Origin of the sequence: Mycetocola lacteus (assembly GCF_003667575.1) — a bacterium.
In the GTDB taxonomy this organism is placed as follows: domain Bacteria; phylum Actinomycetota; class Actinomycetes; order Actinomycetales; family Microbacteriaceae; genus Mycetocola; species Mycetocola lacteus.
The window spans coordinates 63,554-85,227 of sequence record NZ_RCUY01000010.1; the positions used below are offsets into that span (position 1 = coordinate 63,554).

Sequence of the window (21,674 nt, forward strand, 5' to 3'; positions counted from 1 at the left end):
TTGGCTATTCAACGCCCGCGATATTACTCTTCTTCGGTGCCCCTGGGGCGGACGATTCGTCGACACCGTGCACCGTCACGACGCCCCGGTCGTCGGCCTCGCTCCATTCGGTGCCTTCGCGAGCAAACTCCTCGGCGAAGTCGAGTGTCGCAAGACGCTCGGCCACCCGCTCATCCCAATTGGCGCGCACCATGGCCTGGTCCGTGACGCTCAGAGAGTCATAGGTGGCTCCGGGCTCCCCCGCAAGAACTCGCTGAATGTCGCTCGTGCTCGTGTTTGGGGAGTTCTCGAGTTCGCGCCCGATTCGAGCCCAGTGGCTGAGCTGCTGGGCTGCACTTCGGCTGGTGACCGCGCCCACAGACCTGGCAGCTTCAAACAGCTCGCCATCCACGCGCATCGGGATCGTAGAACTCATTTTCTAAATGTAGCAGTCTGCTACACAAACCGATAGGTGCGCTGATCAGTTTGGCATCCGCCGCCTACTTCGCTGCCGACGCCTCGCGTGAGATCTCCTTCGCCACGACCTCACCGCCGCTGGTGAGTAGGGCGCGCCGCCACGGCAGGGTTCCCTCGATCTCTATCTGGATCGACATGCTCAGGATGGTTCGGATGATCACGATGAGGCCCAGCACGGCGGCGTCCTCAAGCGACGGCGCGGACAGCGTGTGGATGATATCCGCCGCCACAAAAACCTCGAGGCCCAGCAGGATCGATCCCCCGATCGTGGTGCGCAGCGTCTGGAAGGCGGCCGTACCCCCGGCACCACGACGCAGTGCACGGGTCGAAAGCACTGCGGCTATGACAAATCCGATGATCACCACGCAGACACCGATGAATTCAATAACCATGACGACGACTTCGAACAGCGGCTCAGTGATCATGAGCACAGTATAGGGGTCGATATCATTGCGGGTCTCACCGGGACGAAAGTGGAATCAGCGCTTCCGCTGACACCTCGGGCAGCAGTTCGCTCCCTCAGCCGGAGTGATCGGCCAGCGCCTCGACCGCTCCAGCGACGACCTGCCAGCGGCCATCGAGGACTCGCCACTCTCGATGCCAGGTGAGTCGCACGCTCACGGTTCCCTCGGCGGCACGAAGCACCGCATTGGCGACGGTTTTTGTGCGTCCTTCCTCGTCAGTCTCCGTTGCGTCACGGCTGAGCACGTCAATCGTCTCGAACGAGGTGGCTCCGGTGCGGTGAGCCTCAAGGTCGGCCTGCTTTGTCAGGACCGCACCGTCTGGGCCGATGAACGTTAACTGGTCGGAGATGAGCCGGTCGAGCGCCACAAGGTCGCTCTCCCGCATCGCATCCAGGAGTTCCGTCTCGGTGTCGTCGATTGTCCGGCCCGCACCGTCTCGCGTACTCATGAGCCGAGATTATCAGCCGGCATCGGCGCACCCCGGCGCACGTCCGCAACCCGAAAGAGCGGGCAACCGAGGCCCACGATGGAAGGAGAAGCGCTCACCGCAACACATCAAGAGCACTCACACACTGAGCACTCATAGGGTCGAGAGACCTCTCGCCCGCGAGGAGCTCAGGTCAGCGCTTCCGCTGACACCTCGGGCAGAAGTGCGATCCCCGGTTCATGAAGCTCTCGCGCACAATCTCTCCCCCGCAGCGCGGGCATGCCTTGCCCTGCTGCCCGTAGGCGTTGAGCGAGTGGGCGAAGTAGCCCGAGTTACCGTTGACGTTCACGTACTGTGCGTCAAAGCTTGTGCCGCCCTCGGCAAGAGCGCGGCGCAGCACCCCGCGCACCTGCTCCAGAAGGTCGCGGCGGCGCGTGAGCGGGATGTCTGCGGACTCGCGGTCGTAGTGCAACCGAGCTGCCCACAGCGCCTCGTCGGCGTAGATGTTGCCGATGCCGCTGATCAGCGTCTGATCCAGCAGCGCACGCTTAATACCGGTGCGGCGGCGGGCCAGGCCAGCGAAGAAGGCGCGGTCATCGAAGTGTGGATCCAGCGGATCGCGGGCGATGTGGGCGGCGGTGCGCGGAATCCACGCACCGGGTTCAAGCGCTCCCCCGAAGCCCGCGGGCTGGGCGTCCACGGTGGGCACCAGCGAGTCGATCATCATGCCGCCGAACAGGCGCTGATCCACGAAGTTGAGCCACAGCTCGCCGTGTTCGGGATGCTCCAGAGTCAGCCGAATCCGGGTGAGCTTATCGTCGCGTCCGGGCTCGCGCAGCAGCATCTGTCCGCTCATCCCGAGGTGGGCGGCGAGCACATCGCCACCGGTGAGCACGTCTCCGCTTGCGAGCCCGTCTCCGCCTGCCAGCACATCACCGCCGGACAGCACGTCACCGCCAACCGAGGAATCGGCCGGCACGTCCGCATCCGTCGAGGATCCCGCCAGCGGGAACCACAGGTACTTCCCGCGCCGCACGGCCCCGCGAATCCGCGCGCCGGTGAGCAGCGCGGCAAAGTCACCGCGGAGCGGATCGTGGCGCTTGAGCGCACGCTGATCCAGCACCTCCACACCGGTGATGACGGCACCGGTCACCGCGGGCTCCAGGCCCGCGCGCACCACCTCAACCTCGGGCAGCTCGGGCACGCTACGCCTTATTCAGGTTGGTCCAGGCCTCCAGCGCGGCGGCCATTTCGGCCTGCTTCTTGCTGGTGCCCGATCCGGTTGCACTCACCAGGGTGCCCACGATCACGGTAGCGGTGAAGACGCGATTGTGGTCGGGACCGGTCGAGGTCATCTCGTAGCGCGGCGGCTCCTGCTGACGCGCGGCGGCAATCTCCTGCAGCGCGGTCTTCGGATCGTGTGCGGCGCTCATCCGCTCGGGATCGGCCAGCAGCGGGCGAATCAGGCGCAGAACGAGCGCCTCGGCCACCTCGATGCCCTGATCCAGGTAGACGGCACCAAAGATGGCTTCCATGGTGTCGGCAAGGATTGAGGACTTGTCGCGGCCCCCGGTGCGCTCCTCGCCACGACCCAGCTTGATGAAACGCCCGAGGCCCAGCTCACGCGCCACCTTGGACAGCGCGACCTCGGACACCACGGCCGAACGCATCTTCGCGAGTTCCCCCTCGGAATGATCGGGGTACTCGCGGTACAGCTCGGCCGTCATCGACAGGCCCAGCACCGAATCGCCCAGGAATTCCAGGCGTTCGTTATGCGGGGCACCACCGTGCTCGTAGGCGTAGGAGCGGTGGGTCAGGGCAAGATCAAGAATCTCCGGCTTAACCGAGACACCGAGGATCGCTTCGAGCGATCCTCGGTGTACCCGAGAGCCTGAATCCTTCACGGAGTCAGTCACAAAAAAACCGGCTTAGACGTCGGCGACCTTGCGGCCCTTGTACTCCAGGAACAGCGGGGTTCCGGCGGAGTCGGTGACAACCTTGGCCTGGTGCGGCAGGCTGTAGGTAACCTTGCCGTTTTCAACGGTCTTCACGAGTGCGGGGGCCTGAGCCTTCCACTGCGAACGACGGGAGTTGGTGTTGGAGCGCGACATCTTCCGCTTGGGAACAGCCATGACTTATCTCTCTTCTGTGTTTCCGGCGTCCGGAGTGCCGGCGCCCTGGTCTGGGGAAAACTCCGCGAGCGCGGCCCAACGAGGGTCAACGATTTTACGGGGTTCATAGTCCGGAATATCTGCCAGACGCTCGCCAGTCTCGGGATCGAGACCGGGGCAGTCTGGCCGGCAAACCGGCTGAAACGGCAGTGACAAAACCACTGCATCTCTGATCAGAGGTTCAAGATCCACGTGGTCATCGTGAACCTCATGTTCGGAGGCTTCATCACTAGAGTACGCGAAAAGCTCGGCAAATTCGACTTCGACAGGCTCAGTGAACTCATCCAGGCATCGTCCGCACTCGCCGACGGCCTCGGTTTCGACCTGCGCCGTCACATAAATACCCTCGTGAACGGACTCGAGTCGGACCTGAACACTCAGCTCTTTCCCGGCCGGAACCACCATCAAACCCTCACCGAACTGCTCCGGTAGGGCGAGGGTGATTTCCTGCTCCCGCATTTCTCCGGGACGACCGTGAAGGTCTCGAACATTGACCGCAAGCGGTCCTTTTTTCACGTATCTCACGTCAGGAAGTCTACAGGCTGAATCCCCCGATGGGATCCCGGTTCGCCCCGGGCTTCCTGGATGCGGCGCCCGGTGGGCCTCCTCGACCTGATCCGGATCACGGATGGAGGATTCGGCACCTCCCCACCTGGATCGCCGGAAAGGCCAACCTCAAGCCCGGCGAATTTTGATTCCCCGCACCCCGATCGGCGTGTCGCGACCCGGCGGAGCGAACAGAAACCCAAGCGAGGGGTGTGCGGCCACACCCGAGCGGCTCCTAGGAGGTCGCTGGAAGCTCCCGAGTCAACGAGGAGACGATCTCTGCCGCCGGGGCCACCCGCACGCCCTCGAAGCCCGCACCGGCCCACAGGTGCAGCTGCTCGGGATCGGCCTGGGCCGCAGCCTGAGCACGCACCCCCGCGGTGAGAAAGTGCAGCGCCGGATACATCGTGGGTGCCTGGTCGGAAAACGCCTCGGTGAACCGATTACTCACGGCGCGGGCCGTTCGCCCGGTAAAGGCGCGGGTGAGGACCGTGGCGCGATGGCGCAGATCGTGCAGGGCCGCCAGGTGGGCGGGTTTGGTGCCCGCCTCGGTCGCCCCGAGGAACAGGGTGCCCACCTGAGCGGCGGTCGCTCCGGCCGCCAGAATGTCCCGCACGTCCGCGGCGTCGGCGATCCCGCCGCCGGCAAAAATCGGCTGATCGGACCGGGACCGGGCATAGCGGATGAGCTCGCGCAGGTCCTGATCGTCGGCGTCCTCCCCGTCGATCCCGAGCACGGTGGCGCGATGCCCACCCGCGCGCGGACCCTGGATGCTCAGCACATCCGCCCCGGTGTCGCGCACGGCATCGATGCCCTCGCGTGAGGTTGCCCCCAGCACGACCCGCTTGCCCGCCGACTGGAGGCGCTCGATGATCACCGGATCCGGGTATCCAAACGTGAACGACACAAACGCCGCCTCGCTGGCCAGGGCGATACGGACCTTCTCGGCGTAGTGATCGTCGGAGCGCTGCGGGGTCTCGGGCAGCAGGACCGGATCGATCCCACCCCCGGCCAACAGCTGTTCACGGTAGGCCGCATAGACGGCCGGGTCGATGCCCGGGTCGGCCTCGTTCGGGGTGAAGATGTTGATGCCGAAGCGGCGCCCGCCCAGCTGTTCCAGCTGTGCACTCAGCGCGTCCGGGCTCAGGTAGCCTGCGGCGACAAAGCCCAGCCCACCGGCATCGGCCACCGCGGACACCAGCGCCGGGGTGCTCGGGCCGCCGGCCATCGGCGCGGCGACGATCGGAACCGAGAATCCCAGCTGGGTCAGTGCGGAGGACATCGTGGCCTCCGGCTATCGGACGTCGACCGCGTGCGGGGCCGTCAGGAAGCGCGCCACGGCGTCGGGCACGTACGGCGCGATATCGCCCCCGAGGGCCGACACCTGGCGCACCAGCGAGCTGGACACGTGCGCGTGGGCGGGGTTGGGCAGCATAAACACGGTTTCCACCCCGGCAAGGTTGCGGTTCACAATCGCCATCGGCGTCTCATAGGCCACGTCGATCTGCGAGCGGATGCCCTTCACGAGCACCTGCGCGCCCACATCGGTCACATAGTCGACCAGCAGGCCCATGCTCCAGGACGCCACCACGATATTGGTGGGGGCACCGGCCTCGGCCAGTGAGGTTTCGATCAGGGACACCCGCTGGGCGATCGGCAGCAGCGCCGTCTTGCCAGGGTTATGGACAACCAGCACGTGGACCTCGTCGTAGAGACCCGCCGCACGGATAATCACATCCAGGTGCCCGAGGGTAACGGGGTCAAAGGATCCGGGGACAACGGCAATCCGCTTCATGACTTCACCCTATCGGTCACCCCTCCCCCAAACACCAGCAACCATCAGCGAACTCTCAGATGTCACCCCGTGTTTCCTCGGGCCTCGAACCATTACGGCTAGTTTTTGGCCAGGGCGGCGCGGGCCGCGGCATCCACCTGGCGGTCCAGTGCCTCGCGCAGCAGCGGCTGATCGGTCAGCTCGGGGTCCGTGCCCACCAGCAGATCGGCGTCCTCACGGGCACGCTGGATGATCTCGGCATCATCCACCACGCGCAGCAGCTTGAGCGAGGAGCGACCGCCCGACTGCACGCTGCCGAGCACGTCGCCCTCGCGGCGCAGTTCGAGGTCAATGCGGGCCAGCTCAAAGCCGTCCTGAGTGGAGGCCACGGCCTCGACCCGCTCGCGGGCCGTGGTTTCCTGCGGGGCGGCGGTGACCAGGAGGCAGAGTCCGGGAAGTCCGCCTCGGCCGACGCGTCCGCGCAGCTGGTGCAGCTGGGAGACGCCGAAGCGGTCGGCATCAAGAACGACCATGGTGGAGGCGTTGGCCACATCCACACCCACCTCGATGACCGTGGTGGCCACCAGCACGTGGATCTCCCCCGCCTGGAACGCCCGCATGGTGGCGTCCTTCTCATCGCCACTCATTCGGCCGTGCAGCGGTTCGATACGCAGGCCCGCGAGCGCCGGGGTCTGGCGCAGCTCGGCGAGCACGGTCTCCACCGCGGCGCGGGGACGCGGCGGTCCCTCGCCCGGGGCGGGCTCGGGGGTCGGCTCGGGTTCGGCGCTCTGCCGCGATCCGCGACCTCCGGTGGTGGGTACCGCGTGAACATCCTCGGACACCCGCATCGGCGCGCGCCGACCGGTTTTCGCCGGGGCCGTCTCGGGCGCGGGAGCGGGTTCGGCGGCCGGATCGGGATCAATCGCCGGACACACCACAAAGGCCTGTCGTCCACGGGCGATCTCCTCCCCCATTCGCTCCCAGACCCGGCCCATCCAGCCCGGACGATCCGCCAGCGGCACCACAAACGACTCGATCGGCTGCCGCCCTGCGGGCAGCTGGGCAATCGTGGACACATCGAGGTCGCCAAACACGGTCATCGCGACCGTGCGCGGGATCGGGGTGGCGGTCAGCACCAGCGTGTGCGGCGGTCGGTGACCCTTCTCACGCAGGGTCTCGCGCTGATCCACGCCGAAGCGGTGCTGCTCGTCTACCACCACGAGGCCGAGGTCAAAAAAGTGCACGTTATCGGAGAGCAGCGCGTGGGTGCCGATCACGATCTTGGCCGCCCCCGAAACAACCCGCAGCAGGGCCTTCTTGCGCTCGGACTGCGGCATCGACCCGGTCAGCAACGTGGGCATCAGCTCAGCCGAAAGATCGGGACCGAGCGAGTTGACGATCGAGCGCAGGTGCTGCGCCGCCAGTACCTCGGTGGGCGCGAGCAGGGCCGACTGCCCCCCGGAATCGGCCACCGCGAGCATCGCCCGCAGCGCCACCAGGGTTTTACCAGAACCCACCTCACCCTGCACCAGACGGTTCATCGGGGCCACCTGGGCGAGGTCGAGTTCGATCTCCCCGGCGACGGTCTGCTGGTCCTCGGTCAACGAGAACGGCAGGCCGGCGTCGAGCCGGTCACGGTATCCACCCGGGGTCGCCTCGCGGATCGTGGTGGGGTGCACGCGGGCACGGGCCCGCTGCTGGAGCAGCGCCGCTTGGAGCAGAAACGCCTCGCGATAGCGCAGCGTGTGCCGGGCCTGCTTCCAGTCGGCGTCCTGTTCGGGACGGTGAATCAGCTCGACGGCCTTGCGATAGGAGAGCAGCCGTTCACGCTCGCGCACCGACGCGGGCACCGCGTCCTCAAGTGGCGGTAACGCGTCCAGCACCACCTCGATGGCCTTAGCAACCTGCCAGCTGGCCACGGTCGCGGTGGCCGGGTAGATCGGGATGGGCTGGTTTGCCCAGCGGTTCGCGCTGGCATCCCCGGCGTCCAGGGCGCGCTCGGCCGGGTCGAAGAGCTCATAGTCGGGATGGGCGAGCTGACGCGTCCCGCGATAGTCGCCGACCTTACCCGCGAAGATACCGCGGGCGCCGGGCACCAGGTCTTTCGCCCGCCAGGCCTGGTTGAAGAAGGTGAGGACCAGGACGCCGCGCCCATCGGTGATCTTGACCTCGAGAATCGACCCGCGACGCGCCCGCATCGTGCGCTCGCGCACCTCAACCACATCGGCGACGATGGTGATCGACTCGCCCAGCGGCAGGCTATCCATCGCGGTCAGCTCACCGCGCTTGGCGTAGCGGCGCGGATAGTGGCTGAGGAGGTCCGAGACTGTGTGCACGTCAAAGGCACGCTCAAACGCGGCGGCCGTGCGGCCACCCAGAACCCCGTCGAGGCGGGCGTCAACGGCGGAGACACTCATGACCCCAGTCTATGGCGAGCCGCCGACACCGACGGACGACGGGCACGCAGGCCCGCTAAACTTGCCGGGTGACTCGTATCGTTTCCGGCCGCGCCGGCTCCCTGGCCCTTAAGGTTCCCTCCGCGGGCACCCGTCCCACCAGCGACCGCGTGCGCGAGGCTCTGTTCTCGGCGCTGGAATCACGCGGCTACCTGGAGGATGCCCACGTCCTGGACCTGTTTGCCGGATCCGGTGCACTGGCCCTCGAGTCGATCAGCCGCGGGGCCGCGAGCGCGGTGCTGGTGGAAAAGGCTGCCTCGGCCGCCAAGATCTGCACCCAGAATGCCAAGGCGCTGACCCAGGCGCTCGGCCGGGCCGACATCCGCGTCGTGGTGCGCGGGGCCCAGCCCTTCGTGGATGAGGGTTCCGAGGACTACGACCTGGTGTTCATCGACCCGCCCTATGACTACACCGAGGACGAGCTCACCGCGCTGCTCGCCGCCCTGCCGCGCCGCCTGCGGGAAGACGCCCTGGTGGTGGTTGAGCGCTCCACCCGCTCCCCCGAGCCCACCTGGCCCGCGGGCCTTGAGCGTTTTGTGCAGAAGAAATACGGCGAAACCACCGTGTGGTGGGCCGAACCCACGCGCTAAGTTCCGCGCGCAGGACTAGAAAACGAGCGAACTAGACACTGGTGAGTTCCCGCGCCGGCGCATCAAAGCGCGATCCCTGAGTGCGGGCGCCCACACTCGCCATGCAGAGGATCAGGGCCGCGGCCACCACGGGCAGGATGAACGGGTGCACCGCATGGGTGGACATTTCAGCACAGGTCACCACAATCCCGCCCACCAGGGCCGAGAGGCCGGCCGCTACTCCGCGCCGAACACCCATCCGATGCCGTCGGAGTGTGGCCCAGGCCGTATAACCGGCGAGGAAGGCGGCGATCCCGGTAATCGCGCCCACGAGGGCTCCCCCCGAGGTATCCCAGTGGGTCAGCAGACGGGCCGGATCGGGCAGCGCAACCAGAACGGCTCCCAGGCAGGCCCCACACACCATCGCAATGAGGCTCGCGGCAATGATTCGTGTTGCGGACATGTTCCCCCGAATTCTGTCCCGCCGATTGTCCGGCGCGGCCGGTGTCATCCCCACCAAAATACCGTATGTAATGTGTGATGGCTAGCCGGACCGACTCGCGGCGGTGCCTAGCCGAGCTGTCCGTCCCAGGCCGTGTAGGGGTCCCAGCCGAGCTTCCCGGTCAATGGGGCACCATCGCGCAGGACCCCCGCTCCCGCCCGCACCACGCCGATCGCCCGGAACGGTTCGGGCAGGGTCGAGGTCGCGGGGAACGTGGCCAACAGCGCGTGATCCTCACCGCCGCGCAGCGCCCGCTCGAGGTTGGGTTCGGCGGCGAAGGCTGCGGTGTCGAGGTCCAGGGCCACGCTGCTGGCGCGGGCGATCCGGGAGGCGTCCAGGGCCAGGCCGTCGGAGACGTCCATCATCGAGGTGGCTCCGGCCAGCGCCGCGTCGATACCCGCAGGGATCGGCGGATTCGGCGTGAGTTGGGCGGCGACCAGCTCGGGTTCCCGAGCACGGAGCGCGGCGGTCGCGTCGGCGTTGGGGACCCCGGCGGCATCCACGCCCTCGGCAAACAGGAGGTCGAGTCCGTGGGCGGCGCGTCCGGCGTCTCCGGCCAGGGCAATGACGTCTCCGACCCGGGCACCCGAGCGCAGTACCGGCGCGCGATCCTCCAGGTCGCCAAACGCGGTGATGGCGATGGTAAACGTGTCTGAGACCGAGAGGTCCCCGCCCACCACGGCGCAGCCCGGGGCGAGCCGCGCACAGGCAGCGGTCAGCCCGTCGGCGAGCTCCTCCAGGGCGGTGAGCTCGGTGTCGGCGGTGGCCGCCAGGGCAATCACCAGTCCGGTGGGACGCGCACCCATCGCATACACATCGGCGAGGTTGGTGACCGCGGCCTTCCATCCCAGCTCAAACGGGGTGTGCCAGGCCCAGCGGAAATCCGGGCCGTGGATCATCATGTCCGTGGTGACCACGTAACGATCCCCGAGCTGAATCATGACCGCGGCATCGTCGCCGGGGCCCACCTCGGCCCCCCGTGCGGCGGCGTAGCGCGGCAGCAGGCGGTCAAGGATTTCGGCCTCACTGGCATCACGAACGCGGCGCGGGACGGAGGAGGCGGGAGTTTCGGACATGCACCAACGCTATCGGGTCCGTGCCGGGCGAGCTGAACGGCGCGGCGAAGGTTCCACGGTAACCTGGAGGGACCATGTCTGTCGCCTCTCGCTCCGTGCTCACCCTGCTCGCCGTGGGCCTTGCCGCGCTCACCCTCACCGGCTGCGTACAGGAGGTTCCGATGGAACCCGCCGCGGATGCCAACAACCCGCACTGCGCCGATATCACCGTGACCCTGCCGGATAAGCTGGCCGGCCTGGACAAGCGCCGCACCAACGCGCAGGCCACCGGTGCGTGGGGCGATCCCGCGGCCGTCCTGCTGCACTGCGGGGTGACCCCTCCCGGCCCGACCACCGACCGCTGCGTCACCGTGGACGGCGTGGACTGGGTCTTTGACGACTCCCAGGAAAAGGAAGAACTCTTCCGTTTCACCACCTACGGCCGCGTTCCCGCTGTCGAGGTGTTCATCAGCTCCAACCCCGAAAAGGGCGGCGTCTCGGGCACCGCGGTGCTCTCAGACCTCGGCTCCTCGATCGGACGCCTCCCCCAGGTCAGCAAGTGCCTGAACGTCAGCGAGGTTCGCTAGCGCGAAAACACGGCGCTCAAAGCCAGTGGCGGCGGCGGTACTAGAGACCTACCGCCCCGAACCGAACAGGCCGCGCCCCGAGAGACCTACCGCCCCGAACCGAACAGGCGACGCCCCGAGAGACCTACCGCCCCGAACCGAACAGACGACGCCCCCAGAGTCCTACCGCCCCGAACCGAACAGGCGGCGCCAGAGTCTCGAGCCCGACTTGACTGAGCCCGTGCCGAGCGGCGCAATCTCGCCGGTTTCGCCGTGCTCACTCTGCGGCTCATCCGAGGCGGTGGTGAGGTGTGGGGCGATGTCGCGCGGGTCCATGGTGCCCTCGATGACCCGCTTAACCTGCTGCACGATCGGCATTTCCACGCCACTCGCGGCGGCGATTTCCAGCACCGGGGCGACCGAGGCGAGGCCCTCGGCAGTCTGCTGCATCTGCTTCACCACGGAGGCCAGCGAGTAGCCCTGACCGAGCAGGCGTCCGGCGGTGTTGTTGCGTGAGAGCGGGCTCTGACAGGTGGCGATCAGGTCGCCGAGACCGGCGAGGCCGGACAGGGTTTCCGCGTGGGCCCCCTGGGCCACGGCGAAGTCGGTCATCTCGACCAGGCCGCGGGTGATGATTGACGCCTTGGTGTTCTCGCCGTAGCCCACGCCGTCCACGATGCCGATGGCCACGGCGATGAGGTTCTTCAGGACCCCACCAAACTCGGTCCCGATCACGTCGGTGTTTACAAACGTGCGGAAGTAGCGGTTGCGCGCGAGCAGCGCGACCTCCTGCGCGGTCTCCAGCGAGACCGAGGAGATGACCGCGGCGGTGGGCTGTTCCTTGGCAATCTCCATCGCCAGGTTGGGCCCGCTGGCCACGGCCACGCGTTCGGGCTCGATTTCCAGGCACTGTTCGATGACCTGGCTCATCCGTAAACCAGTCTGCTTCTCGACGCCCTTCATCAGCGAAACCACGATGGTGTCGCGTCCGAGCAGCGGCTTGATTGCGGTCAGGTTATCCCGCAGCGCCTGTGAGGGCACGGCGATAAACACCACGGCCGCACCGGTGATGGCGGCCTTGAGGTCCGAGGTTGCACGCAGATTCGCCGGCAGCGTCACACCGGGCAGATACTCGGCGTTTCGGTGTTCGCGATCGATGGCCGCGGCAGCCTCGGCTCGCCTCGCCCACATGTACACATCCGCCCCGCCGTCGGCGAGGATCTTCGCAAACGTGGTTCCCCAGCTTCCCGTGCCCAGCACGGCTACTCGGGTGGGGGCGGTGGTACTACGCTTCGTCAAAACGACCGGTCTCCGTCTGATTGTGTTTGCTCGGGTCCCAGCGTTCGGCCGGGGCTTGTTCATCCCGCAGAGTCTCCAGCAGTTCGGTAACCGCGTCCATAACCTTGTCGGTGGCACCGTGCAGTACGGCCGAGTCCTGCTGCTTGCCCAGGAACTCATCGAGGTTGACCGGATCACCGATCACAATTTTGATGTTCTTGCGCGGGAACAGCGAGATCTTCTTGCCGTACCGCGGCATGACCTGCTGGGTTCCCCAGTGGGCCATCGGATACACCGGCAGGTTGTGGGTCAGCGCCATCCGGGCCACGCCGGTCTTGCCACGCATCGGCCACAGGTTCGGTTCGCGGGTCAGCGTACCCTCGGGATAGATGATGACACCCTGCCCGGTTTCGACCAGTCGTCCGGCGGCGGAGATCGGGTCGTTTCCCCGCGTGGATCCCATCCGCTCGACCGGGATCTGACCGGCCGAACGCAGGATCCAGCCCAGCACCGGGTTCTTAAAGAGCCCGGCCTTGGCCATAAACCGCGGCGCGCGACCAATCTTCCAGACGGCCAGCGCCACCACGATCGGATCAATTTCCGAGTAGTGGTTGGGGGCCAGGATGAACGGGCCCGATCGCGGCAGCTTATAGGCGTCGCGAATATCCAGCCGGAACAGTGGAACCGTCAGCGGCTTCACGATCGCCGCGAGCGGCCACAGGAATGAGGGCCGGGACTTCTCCGGCGACTTCTCAAGCTTGCGACCCTCGGGGTCACGGTTTACGCGGGTAACGCTGGTCACGAATCTAACCTACGCCTCGAGGGTGAAGTTTGCGCCCAGTGCGGTCAGCTTTTCGAAGAAGTTCTCGTATCCGCGGCTGATGATGCCCACGTTGGACACCCGGGACGCGCCCTCGGCGCTCAGTGCAGCGACCACGTGCGAGAAGCCTCCCCGCAGGTCGGGGACCGCGATGTCCGCGGCGCGCAGGGCCGACGGACCCGAGATCACGGCGGAGTGCTGGAAGTTGCGCTGACCGAAGCGGCAGGCCTGCGAACCGAGGCATTCGCGGTGCACCTGAATGGTGGCGCCCATCTCGATCAGGGCATCGACAAAGCCGAAGCGCTGCTCGTATACGGTCTCGTGCACGATCGACACACCGGTGGCCTTGGTCAGCGCCACGACGAGCGGCTGCTGCCAGTCGGTCATGAAGCCGGGGTGCACGTCGGTCTCGATGATGACCGGGTTCAGCGGGGTGCCGGGGTGGCGGAAGCGGATGCCGTCATCCTGAATCTCGAACACGCCACCCACCTTGCGGAAGACGTTGAGGAAGGTGCCCATCTCGGCCTGCTTGGCACCGGCCACGAAAATGTCGCCCTCGGTGGCGAGCGCGGCGGCGGCCCAGCTGGCGGCCTCGTTACGGTCGAACAGTGCGCGGTGGGTGTACCCCTCCAGGCGGTCCACACCCTCGATGCGGATCACCCGGTCGGTGTCCACGGAGATGACCGCACCCATCTTCTGCAGGATGTTGATCAGGTCCATGATCTCGGGCTCGATCGCCGCGCCACGCAGCTCGGTGGTGCCCTGGGCACGCACCGCGGTCAGCAGCACCTGCTCGGTGGCGCCCACGCTGGGGTAGGGCAGCTCAACCTTGGTGCCGCGCAGACGCTGCGGGGCCGAGAGGCGGATGCCGCTGGGCAGCTTCTCAACGATCGCACCAAACTGGCGCAGCACGTCGAGGTGGAAGTCGATCGGACGGTCACCGATACGGCAGCCACCCAGGTCGGGAATGAAGGCCTCACCCAGGCGGTGCAGCAGCGGTCCACAGAACAGGATCGGGATCCGGCTGGAACCGGCGTGCGCGTTGATCTCGGCGAAGTGAGCGGATTCGACCGCCGACGGGTCGAGGATGAGCTCGCCATCCTCGTCCCCGTCGGTGATCTTCACACCGTGGGCGCCCAGCAGTCCACGAACCACCCGAACATCGGAGATCTTCGGAACGTCGCGCAGCGTGGACGGGGTCTCCCCCAGCAGGGCCGCAACCATCGCCTTGGTGACGAGGTTCTTCGCGCCGCGCACCCGCACACTACCGTTCAGCGGGGTTCCGCCGGTGATCGTGATGGTGTCGGCGGCCATGCCAACGCTTGCGCCGGCTCGTGCGGCATCCTGAAGCAGTGAGTTCACCCGGTGTGTCCGTCTATTCTGTGGGCGCTCCCGAGGGAGCGGGGATCGGCAGCGTCTTCGGTCGCCAGGAGGCCCTGGTTTCCTCAAACGTCGAAATCTGAGTTTCGTTGCGCAGGGTCAGGCCGATGTCGTCCAGACCCTCACGCAGTCTCCACCTAGTGTAATCATCAACCTCGAAGGGAACGGTCAGCGCGCCGACGGTGGCCGTTTTCGCTTCCAGATCAACCGTCATGTTAATGCCCGGAGTCTCCTCCAGGATCGCCCAGATTGCCTCCAGGTCCTCCTCGCTGATAACGGCCGCCAGCAGCCCCTGCTTGCCCGAGTTTCCGCGGAAAATATCCGCGAAGCGGGGGCTCAGGACCACCTTGAAACCGAAGTCTCGCAGCGCCCACACCGCGTGCTCGCGGCTGGATCCGGTCCCGAAGTCGGCACCCGCCACCAGGATTTCTGCGCCCAGGTAGGGCTCCTGGTTCAGCACAAACTCGGGGTCGGTACGCCAGCCCGCGAACAGGGCGTCCTCGAAGCCGGTCTTGGTGACGCGCTTGAGGTAGACGGCGGGGATGATCTGGTCGGTATCAACGTTGGAGCGCTTCAGCGGAGCGGCGATCCCGGTAACGGTTTCAAACTTATCCATGGGGATACTCCTTACTTAGCGACGGCCAGATCGGCCAGGTCGGAGGGGCTGGACAGGGTGCCGCGAATCGCGGTGGCGGCGGCCACCAGCGGGGACACCAGGTGGGTGCGGCCACCCTTACCCTGGCGGCCCTCGAAGTTACGGTTGGAGGTCGATGCACAGCGCTCGCCCGGGGCCAGCTGGTCCGGGTTCATGCCCAGGCACATCGAGCAGCCGGCGAAACGCCACTCGGCGCCGAACTCCTTGATGACCTTGTCCAGGCCCTCGGCCTCGGCCTCGATGCGCACGCGAGCGGAGCCGGGAACCACCATGACGCGCACGCCGTCGGCCTTCTTCTGGCCCTTGATGATCGAGGCGAAGGCACGCAGGTCTTCGATCCGCGAGTTGGTGCAGGACCCCATGAACACGGCGTCCACCGGAACCTCCTTGAGCGGGGTGCCCGCGGTGAGGTCCATGTACTCCAGTGCACGCTCGGCGGCGGCGCGCTCGTTGGGGTCGGCGAAGTCGGCGGGGTTGGGAACCGGGTCGCTCAGCGAGGCACCCTGACCGGGGTTGGTTCCCCAGGTGACGAAGGGCTCCAGGGCGTCGGCGTCGAGGAACACCTCGGCGTCATACACGGCACCCTCATCGCTTGGCAGGGTCTTCCAGTAGGCCACGGCCTCGTCCCAGTCGGCGCCCTTCGGGGCGTGAACACGACCCTCCAGGTAGTCGAAGGTGGTCTGGTCGGGGGCGACCATACCGGCGCGAGCACCGGCCTCGATCGACATGTTGCAGATGGTCATGCGACCCTCCATCGACAGCGCACGAATCGCACTGCCGCGGAACTCCAGGACGTAGCCCTGACCGCCGCCGGTGCCGATCTTGGTGATGATCGCCAGCACGATGTCCTTGGCGGTTACGCCCGGGCGCAGGGTGCCCTCAACGTTGATCGCCATAGTCTTGAAGGGCTTCAGCGGCAGCGTCTGGGTGGCCATGACGTGCTCCACCTCGCTGGTACCGATACCAAACGCCATGGCACCGAAGGCGCCGTGGGTCGAGGTGTGCGAGTCGCCACACACCACGGTGATACCGGGCATGGTCAGGCCCAGCTGCGGACCCACCACGTGCACGATTCCCTGCTCGATGTCGCCCAGCGAGTGCAGGCGCACCCCGAACTCGGCGCAGTTCTTGCGCAGGGTTTCGATCTGGGTGCGGCTGGTGAGGTCGGCGATGGGCTTGTCGATCGCCCAGGTCGGGGTGTTGTGATCCTCGGTGGCGATGGTCAGGTCGGGGCGACGCAGCTGACGCCCGGCCACGCGCAGACCATCGAAGGCCTGGGGGCTCGTGACCTCGTGCACCAGGTGCAGGTCGATATAGATCAGGTCGGGGGTGCCGTCCTCACCCTTGGCGACGAGGTGGTCATCCCAGACCTTCTCGGCCAGGGTACGGGGTTTGGTTGAGGTGCTCATTGTGGGGTGCTTTCGCTTGGGAACTACTGTGGGGTGACCGGAGGGCGACGATGCGACTCCGCGACGAGGGTTCCGATTCTGCTAAACCTCGTCGCGGCGACGAAGCAGGAGACCGGTGGTGGGAACGGTGATCGAAGAATTAGCCACGGGACACCAACCGAATCGTGTCGGCGAGGATCTCCCCCGAGATGCGTCCGGCCGCATCGGCATCCCGGCGCTCGATGGCCCGGACGATACCGTGATGGCCCTCGGTGTGCTCGGCCAGGATGTCATCGCTCAGCTCAAACTCGACCACATCGGCAAACGCGTCGGCCAGGCGCGAGGCCAGGGCGTCAAACACGTCCACCAGGACGCCGTTTTTGCTGGCGACCAGGATGGCCCGGTGGAAATCGAAGTCGATCGCGACAAACGCGGGCGAGCCGGACGCATGGGTGTCGCGCTCGCGCAGCAGGGCGTCCAGCGCCTCGACCTCGGCATCGTCGCGGTTCTCGGCGGCCAGGCGGGCGGCGTGGGTTTCCAGCGCGAAGCGGGTGTTCAGCACGTCCAACAGCGAAGCTGCGGACAGGCGGCGTTCGAGCGAGGCCAGCGGGGTGCTCGCGGCCACAAACACGCCGGAACCCTGACGACTGACCAGCAGGCCCTCGGCAGCGAGCGCGCGTACGGCCTCGCGGATCGTGGTGCGACCCACGCGGAACGACTCGGTCAGCTCACGCTCGGTGGGCAGCTTGGTTCCGACCTCAAAGGTGCCGGCGGCCAGGGCCTCGCGCAGCTGGGTCGCGACGCCGTCGGCCAGAGACGCGCGCGGGGCGGGTTGCAGGGTGCTCGGCATCACGTCTCCTTTCGCCGGTTTCTCTCGGGCCGGTTTTGCTTGGGCCGGTTTCTCTCGGCCACTTCGTCAAAGTTGTCTGTTGACCTGTCTAATGTAACCCGATTTGTCTGGGGTGTCGAGCAAGGTGAGCCTTACCCGCCCGCCGTCGGCGGCTCCCGCTAGCGTGAAACCATGACCGTTCAGACCGAGACCTCCGCCCGAACCTTCACCGGCCGCGTGTTTATCGCGGCCAGCATCGACGGCTATATTGCCCGACCCGACGGCGACATTTCCTGGCTCGAGGAGATCACGCCCGCGGCCGCGCACGACCCCGCCCACTCCAACGAGGGTGCCATCACCGACTACGACGCCTTCATGGCCTCGGTGGATTCCCTGGTGATGGGCCGCGCCACCTATGAGAAGGTCCTCACCTTCGGCTTCTGGCCTTACCCTGACCACCGCGTCATTGTGCTGAGCTCCACGCTGACCACGGATGACCCCAACGTCACCGTGGCTCGCAACCTGGACGAGGCCCTGGCACTCCTTGCCACGGCCGAATCGCGCGGCGTCTACGTGGATGGCGGCGGCGTGATCCGCTCGTTCCTAAACCGCGACCTGATCGACGAGATCACCATCACCCGCATCCCGATCATCCTGGGCTCGGGCCTGCCCCTCTTTGGCACGGGCCTTCCCGAGGCGCGCCTGGAGCACCGCGGCACCGCAGTGGCTGAGAACGGCTTCGTCACCTCGAGCTATCGGGTGCTGAGGTAGGACATACCCCGATTCAGGCATGACTCGACCAGGCAAAGAATGAGCAGCCGATACTCACCGACTGGCCACGGCTAGCTTCAGAGGGGTTAGCGGTCCAGTTGAATAGCGACATTCGACTCAATGTGGTCAAGTGCCTTCTCTAATAGCGGGTGCGAAAGCAGAGCGGCGGTTTCGTCCCAGCGATCAAACCAGGGTTCCAGCCGTGAAGAAATAGCGCTCATGAGGTCTTTGATGTCGTCAAAGATCAGAGACGGTGACCGGCGAACCTGGACTGACGGGCCACCTAGGCCAGGCATGGGTAACCCAAAAACTACCGGCTCACAGTGGCTGATGCGATTTCGCGCCCAGTTGACGCGCTGCGTGAGCCTCGCTACGTGCCGACGTGGAACCTGTAGCGAATTCTTCAAACCCGGCTCCCAAACATCGCGCACATAGTGCGCACGGGTACCATCCTGTTTGCGTGTGCCCGTACCCAATAGGCTCACCCAGACGCCCAGCATGATTTGTGACACAATTTTCCCCGATGCCGCAGACGGCCCCGAATTGCGGACCGCATCTTGGAATGCACGCGCCGTATGGGCATCGAGTTGATCGTTAAGAGCGATGTACCAATGAGGACCAAAAGCGTCCGACATTCCGCGATGAATTGCTTCACGCAGGGCGACCTCGGCGATACGAACCGCCGCGTGCAGGTGGGAGGCAATATGACAGTCAAGAACATACAGCTCGATTGCCTCCCGTTCTCCCCGGGTGGCGGCACGAAAGCGGCGCAATCGCTGCGGCGCTAGGCTCCGAACGAGCGCCGCCTGCTCCTGGGGAGTGGGTTGCGGAATCATGCTTCCGAGCCTATGGTGGACATATAGTCCCCCGGCAGAGGCCGTAGTGGGTTTGGAAGCCGCCGTAGATCATCGATCACGGCGGCTTCACCTTTTCCCACATCGAGTTCGGCGTGAATTCAATGAAATCTGCCGCGAGACACACCGCGGCTGCTGCAATAAACGCCTTCGGTTCTTTCTGGGCACGACCCCGTTCACGGACAAAGCGGACGAAGCCCCAATTTTCAGGTAGCGCCGATTCCCGCTTCGTAACATTTCTCCCCCGGATGGAATGAAATCGCCCAGATCGCGGTTATTTCGAGTCGTAACACCGACTTTTCGACATAATCTGTCATCGGTTGGGCGAGCCTCGTCCCGACCGGGAAAATGGAAAAAATGACCCCCGCAGATATCTCCACCGTTGACGCCGCGGCCGCCCTCGAAGGCTGGCACCGCGCTCGCGCCGCCTACGTGACCGGCGCCCACGGCCCGCTCTCGCTGGTGTTCACCCACTGGGGACAGGCCGGGGAAGAGCCCGTAGCCGAGGATGTGGCCCGCGCCGACTGGCCCGCCCATGTCATCTTCAGCCGGCTGCAGCGCGACAACATCGACACTGGCGAGCTTGAGCACGGCTACCGCATCTGGGACACCCAGTCCCCCGCTCAGCAGGCATTCCAGGGCATCGGATCCTACGGATTCAACCCCGAGTGGATCATCGACGCCGAGTTCGAGTACGTGGACGAGTCCCGCTTCATGCCGTTTGAGCACCTGCGAGACTCCGGTGCCACCCGCGGCCTGCCCGTCTCGGGCGACATCGTGTTCACCCTGAACGGTGTCGAGCACCGCCTGGCCGCGTTCGACGCCGGAGACAAACTGCAGCTCGTCTTCGCCGACGCCACCAGCCGTACCGACACCTACGCCTCGGGCCGATTTCTGTTCATTCCGCGTCCGGATGTCTCGGCGGATCAGACCCCTGGCACCCGGTTCCCGGTCACCCTGGACTTCAACCACGCGGTGGTTCCGCCCTGTGGATTCTCCAACCAGATGAACTGTCCGCTGCCCCCGGCCAGCAACCGCTTCACCGAGGCCATCACGGCCGGCGAGAAGAAGGTCATCTGGACCGAAGGTTTCTCCCTCTAGCCCCACCCTGGCTCGGCCGATAACTGCCGCGTCCCCCGGGCGCGGCAGCTTTCTGCGCCCACGATTTATCCCCTCCCCATCCTCCACAAGGAGCAATCACCATGTCATCTACCCGACGCCCCCGCCTGTTGGTGGGCCTGGCAGCCCTCGCGATCTCCGCGATTGCGCTGACCGGCTGCACCAGCAACGCCGGCTCCGGTAAGTCCGGATCCGATAAGGACCCGATCAACGTCGGTTCGATCTACGAGCCCACGAGCCTCGACCCGATCAAGGGTGGCTCCTCCGGTATCACCGAAGCCTTCACCGGCAACGTGTACGAGGGCCTGTTCCGGATCACCGACGACGCCAAGGTTGAGCCTCTGCTCGCCACCGGCTACAAGGTCTCCGAAGACGGTCTCACCTACACCTTCCCGCTGCGCGATGCGACCTTCCACTCCGGTGACCCGGTCACCGCCGAGGACGTGGTCTTCAGCCTCAACCGCATCCTGAGCCCCGAGTCGCTCGGTGCCCGCAAGAAGCAGCTCTCGGTCATCGAAAAGGTGGTTGCGACCGACCCCAAGACCGTGACCGTGACCCTGTCGAAGAAGTCCTCAAGCTTCGTGTACAACCTCGGCTACGTGTGGATCATCAACCACAAGGCCAAGGACCTCACCAGCACCGAGGATGGTTCGGGCCCCTACACTCTCGCCGACTACCGCAAGGGTTCCTCGATCTCGCTAAGCCCGTACGCCAAGTACTGGGGCGACAAGCCCAAGAACGCCGGGATCGAGTTCCACTACTACACCGACCCCACCGCGCTGAACAACGCTCTGCTGACCGGACAGGTGGATGTCATCACCGGTCTGACCAGCCCGGACGCACTGCCCCAGTTCGAGAAGTCGGGCAAGTTCAACATCATCGAGGGCACCTCGACCACCAAGGAACTGCTCGCCTTCAACGACCGGGTTGCCCCGTTCGACAACGTGCAGGTCCGCAAGGCCATCTACTCGGCCATCGACCGCAAGAAGCTCCTGGAGAGCATCTGGGACGGCCGCGGCCAGCTGATCGGCGCGATGGTTCCCCCGTCCGAGCCCGGCTACCTGGACCTCAAGGACAACAACCCCTACGACGTGGACCTGGCCAAGAAGCTGCTGGCAGAGTCCGGTCACGCCGATGGTTTCTCCTTCACCCTGGACACCCCGGACTCCGGCGTGCACCCCACCGTCGCCGAATTCATCAAGGGTGAGCTGGCAAAGGTGAACATCGATGTGAAGATCAACCTGATCACCGATGACAAGTGGGCCGAGAAGGTCTACGGCGCTCACGACTTCCAGGCCACCATGCAGGACCACGTGAACGACCGCGACATCTACTTCTACCAGAACCCCGATTTCTACTGGGGTTACAACAACGCCGACGTGCAGAAGTGGCTGGATGAGGCCGAGGCCGCCGCTACTCCCCAGGAGCAGTCCGACCTGATCGCCAAGGCCAATAAGCAGATCTCCGATGATGCGGCCAGCGTCTGGCTGTACCTCAACCCGCAGCTGCGGGTTGCCGCAAAGGACATCAAGGGTGTGCCGGTCAACGGCATGAACTCGCTGTTCTATGTGAGCAAGATCACCCGCGGCTAGGA

General features: G+C 65.8%; 24 protein-coding genes. 5 read left to right on the forward strand and 19 right to left on the reverse strand.

The window, feature by feature from the left end; translation table 11 throughout:
• Positions 1-4 precede the first annotated feature (4 nt).
• From D9V34_RS11975 to D9V34_RS12020, 10 genes are all read right to left on the reverse strand, one after another.
• A complete protein-coding gene (locus D9V34_RS11975; protein ID WP_121689038.1) occupies positions 5-415 on the reverse strand; it encodes a TA system antitoxin ParD family protein in 411 nt (136 codons plus the stop codon).
• A 64-nt stretch (positions 416-479) separates the two neighbouring features.
• The gene (locus D9V34_RS11980) at positions 480-881 is read right to left on the reverse strand and encodes a DUF1622 domain-containing protein (protein WP_121689039.1); all 402 of its coding nucleotides are present in this window, start codon (positions 879-881) and stop codon (positions 480-482) included.
• 94 nt (positions 882-975) lie between these two features.
• Positions 976-1,368, reverse strand: a complete 393-nt coding sequence (locus D9V34_RS11985; RefSeq protein ID WP_121689040.1) for a nuclear transport factor 2 family protein — start codon at positions 1,366-1,368, stop codon at positions 976-978.
• A gap of 172 nt (positions 1,369-1,540) precedes the next feature.
• Positions 1,541-2,551, reverse strand: coding sequence for a bifunctional DNA-formamidopyrimidine glycosylase/DNA-(apurinic or apyrimidinic site) lyase (gene mutM, locus D9V34_RS11990; protein ID WP_121689041.1), 1,011 nt, complete (start codon positions 2,549-2,551; stop codon positions 1,541-1,543).
• A gap of 1 nt (position 2,552) precedes the next feature.
• Positions 2,553-3,263, reverse strand: coding sequence for a ribonuclease III (gene rnc, locus D9V34_RS11995; protein WP_121689042.1), 711 nt, complete (start codon positions 3,261-3,263; stop codon positions 2,553-2,555).
• Between the two features lie 12 nt (positions 3,264-3,275).
• Positions 3,276-3,479 carry a 50S ribosomal protein L32 gene (rpmF, locus tag D9V34_RS12000; RefSeq protein ID WP_030148676.1) on the reverse strand — a complete coding sequence of 68 codons (204 nt, stop codon included), beginning with the start codon at positions 3,477-3,479 and terminating at the stop codon, positions 3,276-3,278.
• 3 nt (positions 3,480-3,482) lie between these two features.
• Positions 3,483-3,977: a YceD family protein gene (locus tag D9V34_RS12005; protein WP_051701566.1), complete on the reverse strand. Its 495-nt coding sequence runs from the start codon at positions 3,975-3,977 to the stop codon at positions 3,483-3,485.
• Positions 3,978-4,299: 322 nt separating this feature from the next.
• Entirely contained in the window at positions 4,300-5,346 is a 1,047-nt protein-coding gene (locus D9V34_RS12010; RefSeq protein WP_121689043.1) for an NAD(P)H-dependent flavin oxidoreductase, read from the reverse strand.
• 12 nt (positions 5,347-5,358) lie between these two features.
• The gene (gene coaD / locus D9V34_RS12015) at positions 5,359-5,859 is read right to left on the reverse strand and encodes a pantetheine-phosphate adenylyltransferase (protein ID WP_121689044.1); all 501 of its coding nucleotides are present in this window, start codon (positions 5,857-5,859) and stop codon (positions 5,359-5,361) included.
• Between the two features lie 98 nt (positions 5,860-5,957).
• A complete protein-coding gene (locus D9V34_RS12020) occupies positions 5,958-8,255 on the reverse strand; it encodes an ATP-dependent DNA helicase RecG (RefSeq protein WP_245992018.1) in 2,298 nt (765 codons plus the stop codon).
• Between the two features lie 68 nt (positions 8,256-8,323).
• Between D9V34_RS12020 and rsmD the strand changes: the two genes are divergently transcribed.
• Entirely contained in the window at positions 8,324-8,884 is a 561-nt protein-coding gene (rsmD, locus tag D9V34_RS12025) for a 16S rRNA (guanine(966)-N(2))-methyltransferase RsmD (RefSeq protein WP_121689045.1), read from the forward strand.
• A 31-nt stretch (positions 8,885-8,915) separates the two neighbouring features.
• Here the strand turns inward: rsmD and D9V34_RS12030 are convergent, their stop codons facing one another.
• A complete protein-coding gene (locus D9V34_RS12030; protein WP_121689046.1) occupies positions 8,916-9,326 on the reverse strand; it encodes a hypothetical protein in 411 nt (136 codons plus the stop codon).
• Between the two features lie 107 nt (positions 9,327-9,433).
• A complete protein-coding gene (gene thiL / locus D9V34_RS12035) occupies positions 9,434-10,441 on the reverse strand; it encodes a thiamine-phosphate kinase (RefSeq protein WP_121689047.1) in 1,008 nt (335 codons plus the stop codon).
• Positions 10,442-10,515: 74 nt separating this feature from the next.
• On the opposite strand from thiL, the gene D9V34_RS12040 reads away from it, so the two are divergent.
• Positions 10,516-11,007 (forward strand): DUF3515 domain-containing protein, encoded by a 492-nt coding sequence (locus D9V34_RS12040; RefSeq protein WP_245992019.1) that lies wholly within the window; start codon positions 10,516-10,518, stop codon positions 11,005-11,007.
• Positions 11,008-11,169: 162 nt separating this feature from the next.
• Here D9V34_RS12040 and D9V34_RS12045 read toward each other — a convergent pair whose 3' ends face one another.
• The 6 genes from D9V34_RS12045 to D9V34_RS12070 all read right to left on the reverse strand — a co-directional run bounded on the left by D9V34_RS12045 (position 11,170) and on the right by D9V34_RS12070 (position 17,357).
• On the reverse strand, positions 11,170-12,285 hold the full coding sequence (locus D9V34_RS12045) for an NAD(P)H-dependent glycerol-3-phosphate dehydrogenase (protein ID WP_245992020.1): 1,116 nt from the start codon (positions 12,283-12,285) through the stop codon (positions 11,170-11,172).
• Complete coding sequence (locus D9V34_RS12050) at positions 12,272-13,066, reverse strand: lysophospholipid acyltransferase family protein (protein ID WP_121689049.1); 795 nt, start codon at positions 13,064-13,066, stop codon at positions 12,272-12,274. Before D9V34_RS12050 ends, D9V34_RS12045 begins: the two co-directional genes overlap by 14 nt.
• 9 nt (positions 13,067-13,075) lie before the next feature.
• Positions 13,076-14,446 (reverse strand): UDP-N-acetylglucosamine 1-carboxyvinyltransferase, encoded by a 1,371-nt coding sequence (gene murA / locus D9V34_RS12055; RefSeq protein ID WP_245992021.1) that lies wholly within the window; start codon positions 14,444-14,446, stop codon positions 13,076-13,078.
• 13 nt (positions 14,447-14,459) lie between these two features.
• Positions 14,460-15,080: a 3-isopropylmalate dehydratase small subunit gene (gene leuD, locus D9V34_RS12060; RefSeq protein WP_030148664.1), complete on the reverse strand. Its 621-nt coding sequence runs from the start codon at positions 15,078-15,080 to the stop codon at positions 14,460-14,462.
• An 11-nt stretch (positions 15,081-15,091) separates the two neighbouring features.
• A complete protein-coding gene (gene leuC, locus D9V34_RS12065) occupies positions 15,092-16,528 on the reverse strand; it encodes a 3-isopropylmalate dehydratase large subunit (protein ID WP_121689051.1) in 1,437 nt (478 codons plus the stop codon).
• Positions 16,529-16,667: 139 nt separating this feature from the next.
• Positions 16,668-17,357 (reverse strand): FadR/GntR family transcriptional regulator, encoded by a 690-nt coding sequence (locus D9V34_RS12070; RefSeq protein WP_030149583.1) that lies wholly within the window; start codon positions 17,355-17,357, stop codon positions 16,668-16,670.
• 171 nt (positions 17,358-17,528) lie between these two features.
• On the opposite strand from D9V34_RS12070, the gene D9V34_RS12075 reads away from it, so the two are divergent.
• Complete coding sequence (locus tag D9V34_RS12075; protein WP_121689052.1) at positions 17,529-18,107, forward strand: dihydrofolate reductase family protein; 579 nt, start codon at positions 17,529-17,531, stop codon at positions 18,105-18,107.
• An 86-nt stretch (positions 18,108-18,193) separates the two neighbouring features.
• Here the strand turns inward: D9V34_RS12075 and D9V34_RS17595 are convergent, their stop codons facing one another.
• Positions 18,194-18,943: an Abi family protein gene (locus D9V34_RS17595; protein ID WP_147441695.1), complete on the reverse strand. Its 750-nt coding sequence runs from the start codon at positions 18,941-18,943 to the stop codon at positions 18,194-18,196.
• Positions 18,944-19,318: 375 nt separating this feature from the next.
• Here D9V34_RS17595 and D9V34_RS12085 point away from each other — a divergent pair, with 375 nt between their 5' ends.
• A complete protein-coding gene (locus D9V34_RS12085; protein WP_245992022.1) occupies positions 19,319-20,062 on the forward strand; it encodes a DUF1684 domain-containing protein in 744 nt (247 codons plus the stop codon).
• A 101-nt stretch (positions 20,063-20,163) separates the two neighbouring features.
• Entirely contained in the window at positions 20,164-21,672 is a 1,509-nt protein-coding gene (locus D9V34_RS12090; RefSeq protein WP_121689055.1) for an ABC transporter substrate-binding protein, read from the forward strand.
• The last annotated feature ends 2 nt before the right edge of the window (positions 21,673-21,674 follow it).

Coding starts and splice junctions, on each gene's coding strand:
- rpmF (WP_030148676.1), bottom strand. CDS start 3,479: ATGGCTGTTCCCAAGCGGAAGATGTCGCGCTCCAACACCAACTCCCGT.
- coaD (WP_121689044.1), bottom strand. CDS start 5,859: ATGAAGCGGATTGCCGTTGTCCCCGGATCCTTTGACCCCGTTACCCTC.
- D9V34_RS12090 (WP_121689055.1), top strand. CDS start 20,164: ATGTCATCTACCCGACGCCCCCGCCTGTTGGTGGGCCTGGCAGCCCTC.
- D9V34_RS12020 (WP_245992018.1), bottom strand. CDS start 8,255: ATGAGTGTCTCCGCCGTTGACGCCCGCCTCGACGGGGTTCTGGGTGGC.
- D9V34_RS17595 (WP_147441695.1), bottom strand. CDS start 18,943: ATGATTCCGCAACCCACTCCCCAGGAGCAGGCGGCGCTCGTTCGGAGC.
- D9V34_RS11980 (WP_121689039.1), bottom strand. CDS start 881: ATGATCACTGAGCCGCTGTTCGAAGTCGTCGTCATGGTTATTGAATTC.
- leuD (WP_030148664.1), bottom strand. CDS start 15,080: ATGGATAAGTTTGAAACCGTTACCGGGATCGCCGCTCCGCTGAAGCGC.
- D9V34_RS12010 (WP_121689043.1), bottom strand. CDS start 5,346: ATGTCCTCCGCACTGACCCAGCTGGGATTCTCGGTTCCGATCGTCGCC.
- D9V34_RS12030 (WP_121689046.1), bottom strand. CDS start 9,326: ATGTCCGCAACACGAATCATTGCCGCGAGCCTCATTGCGATGGTGTGT.
- D9V34_RS12075 (WP_121689052.1), top strand. CDS start 17,529: ATGACCGTTCAGACCGAGACCTCCGCCCGAACCTTCACCGGCCGCGTG.
- thiL (WP_121689047.1), bottom strand. CDS start 10,441: ATGTCCGAAACTCCCGCCTCCTCCGTCCCGCGCCGCGTTCGTGATGCC.
- D9V34_RS12005 (WP_051701566.1), bottom strand. CDS start 3,977: ATGCGGGAGCAGGAAATCACCCTCGCCCTACCGGAGCAGTTCGGTGAG.
- D9V34_RS11985 (WP_121689040.1), bottom strand. CDS start 1,368: ATGAGTACGCGAGACGGTGCGGGCCGGACAATCGACGACACCGAGACG.
- D9V34_RS12070 (WP_030149583.1), bottom strand. CDS start 17,357: ATGCCGAGCACCCTGCAACCCGCCCCGCGCGCGTCTCTGGCCGACGGC.
- D9V34_RS12085 (WP_245992022.1), top strand. CDS start 19,319: ATGACCCCCGCAGATATCTCCACCGTTGACGCCGCGGCCGCCCTCGAA.
- leuC (WP_121689051.1), bottom strand. CDS start 16,528: ATGAGCACCTCAACCAAACCCCGTACCCTGGCCGAGAAGGTCTGGGAT.
- D9V34_RS11975 (WP_121689038.1), bottom strand. CDS start 415: ATGAGTTCTACGATCCCGATGCGCGTGGATGGCGAGCTGTTTGAAGCT.
- D9V34_RS12040 (WP_245992019.1), top strand. CDS start 10,516: ATGTCTGTCGCCTCTCGCTCCGTGCTCACCCTGCTCGCCGTGGGCCTT.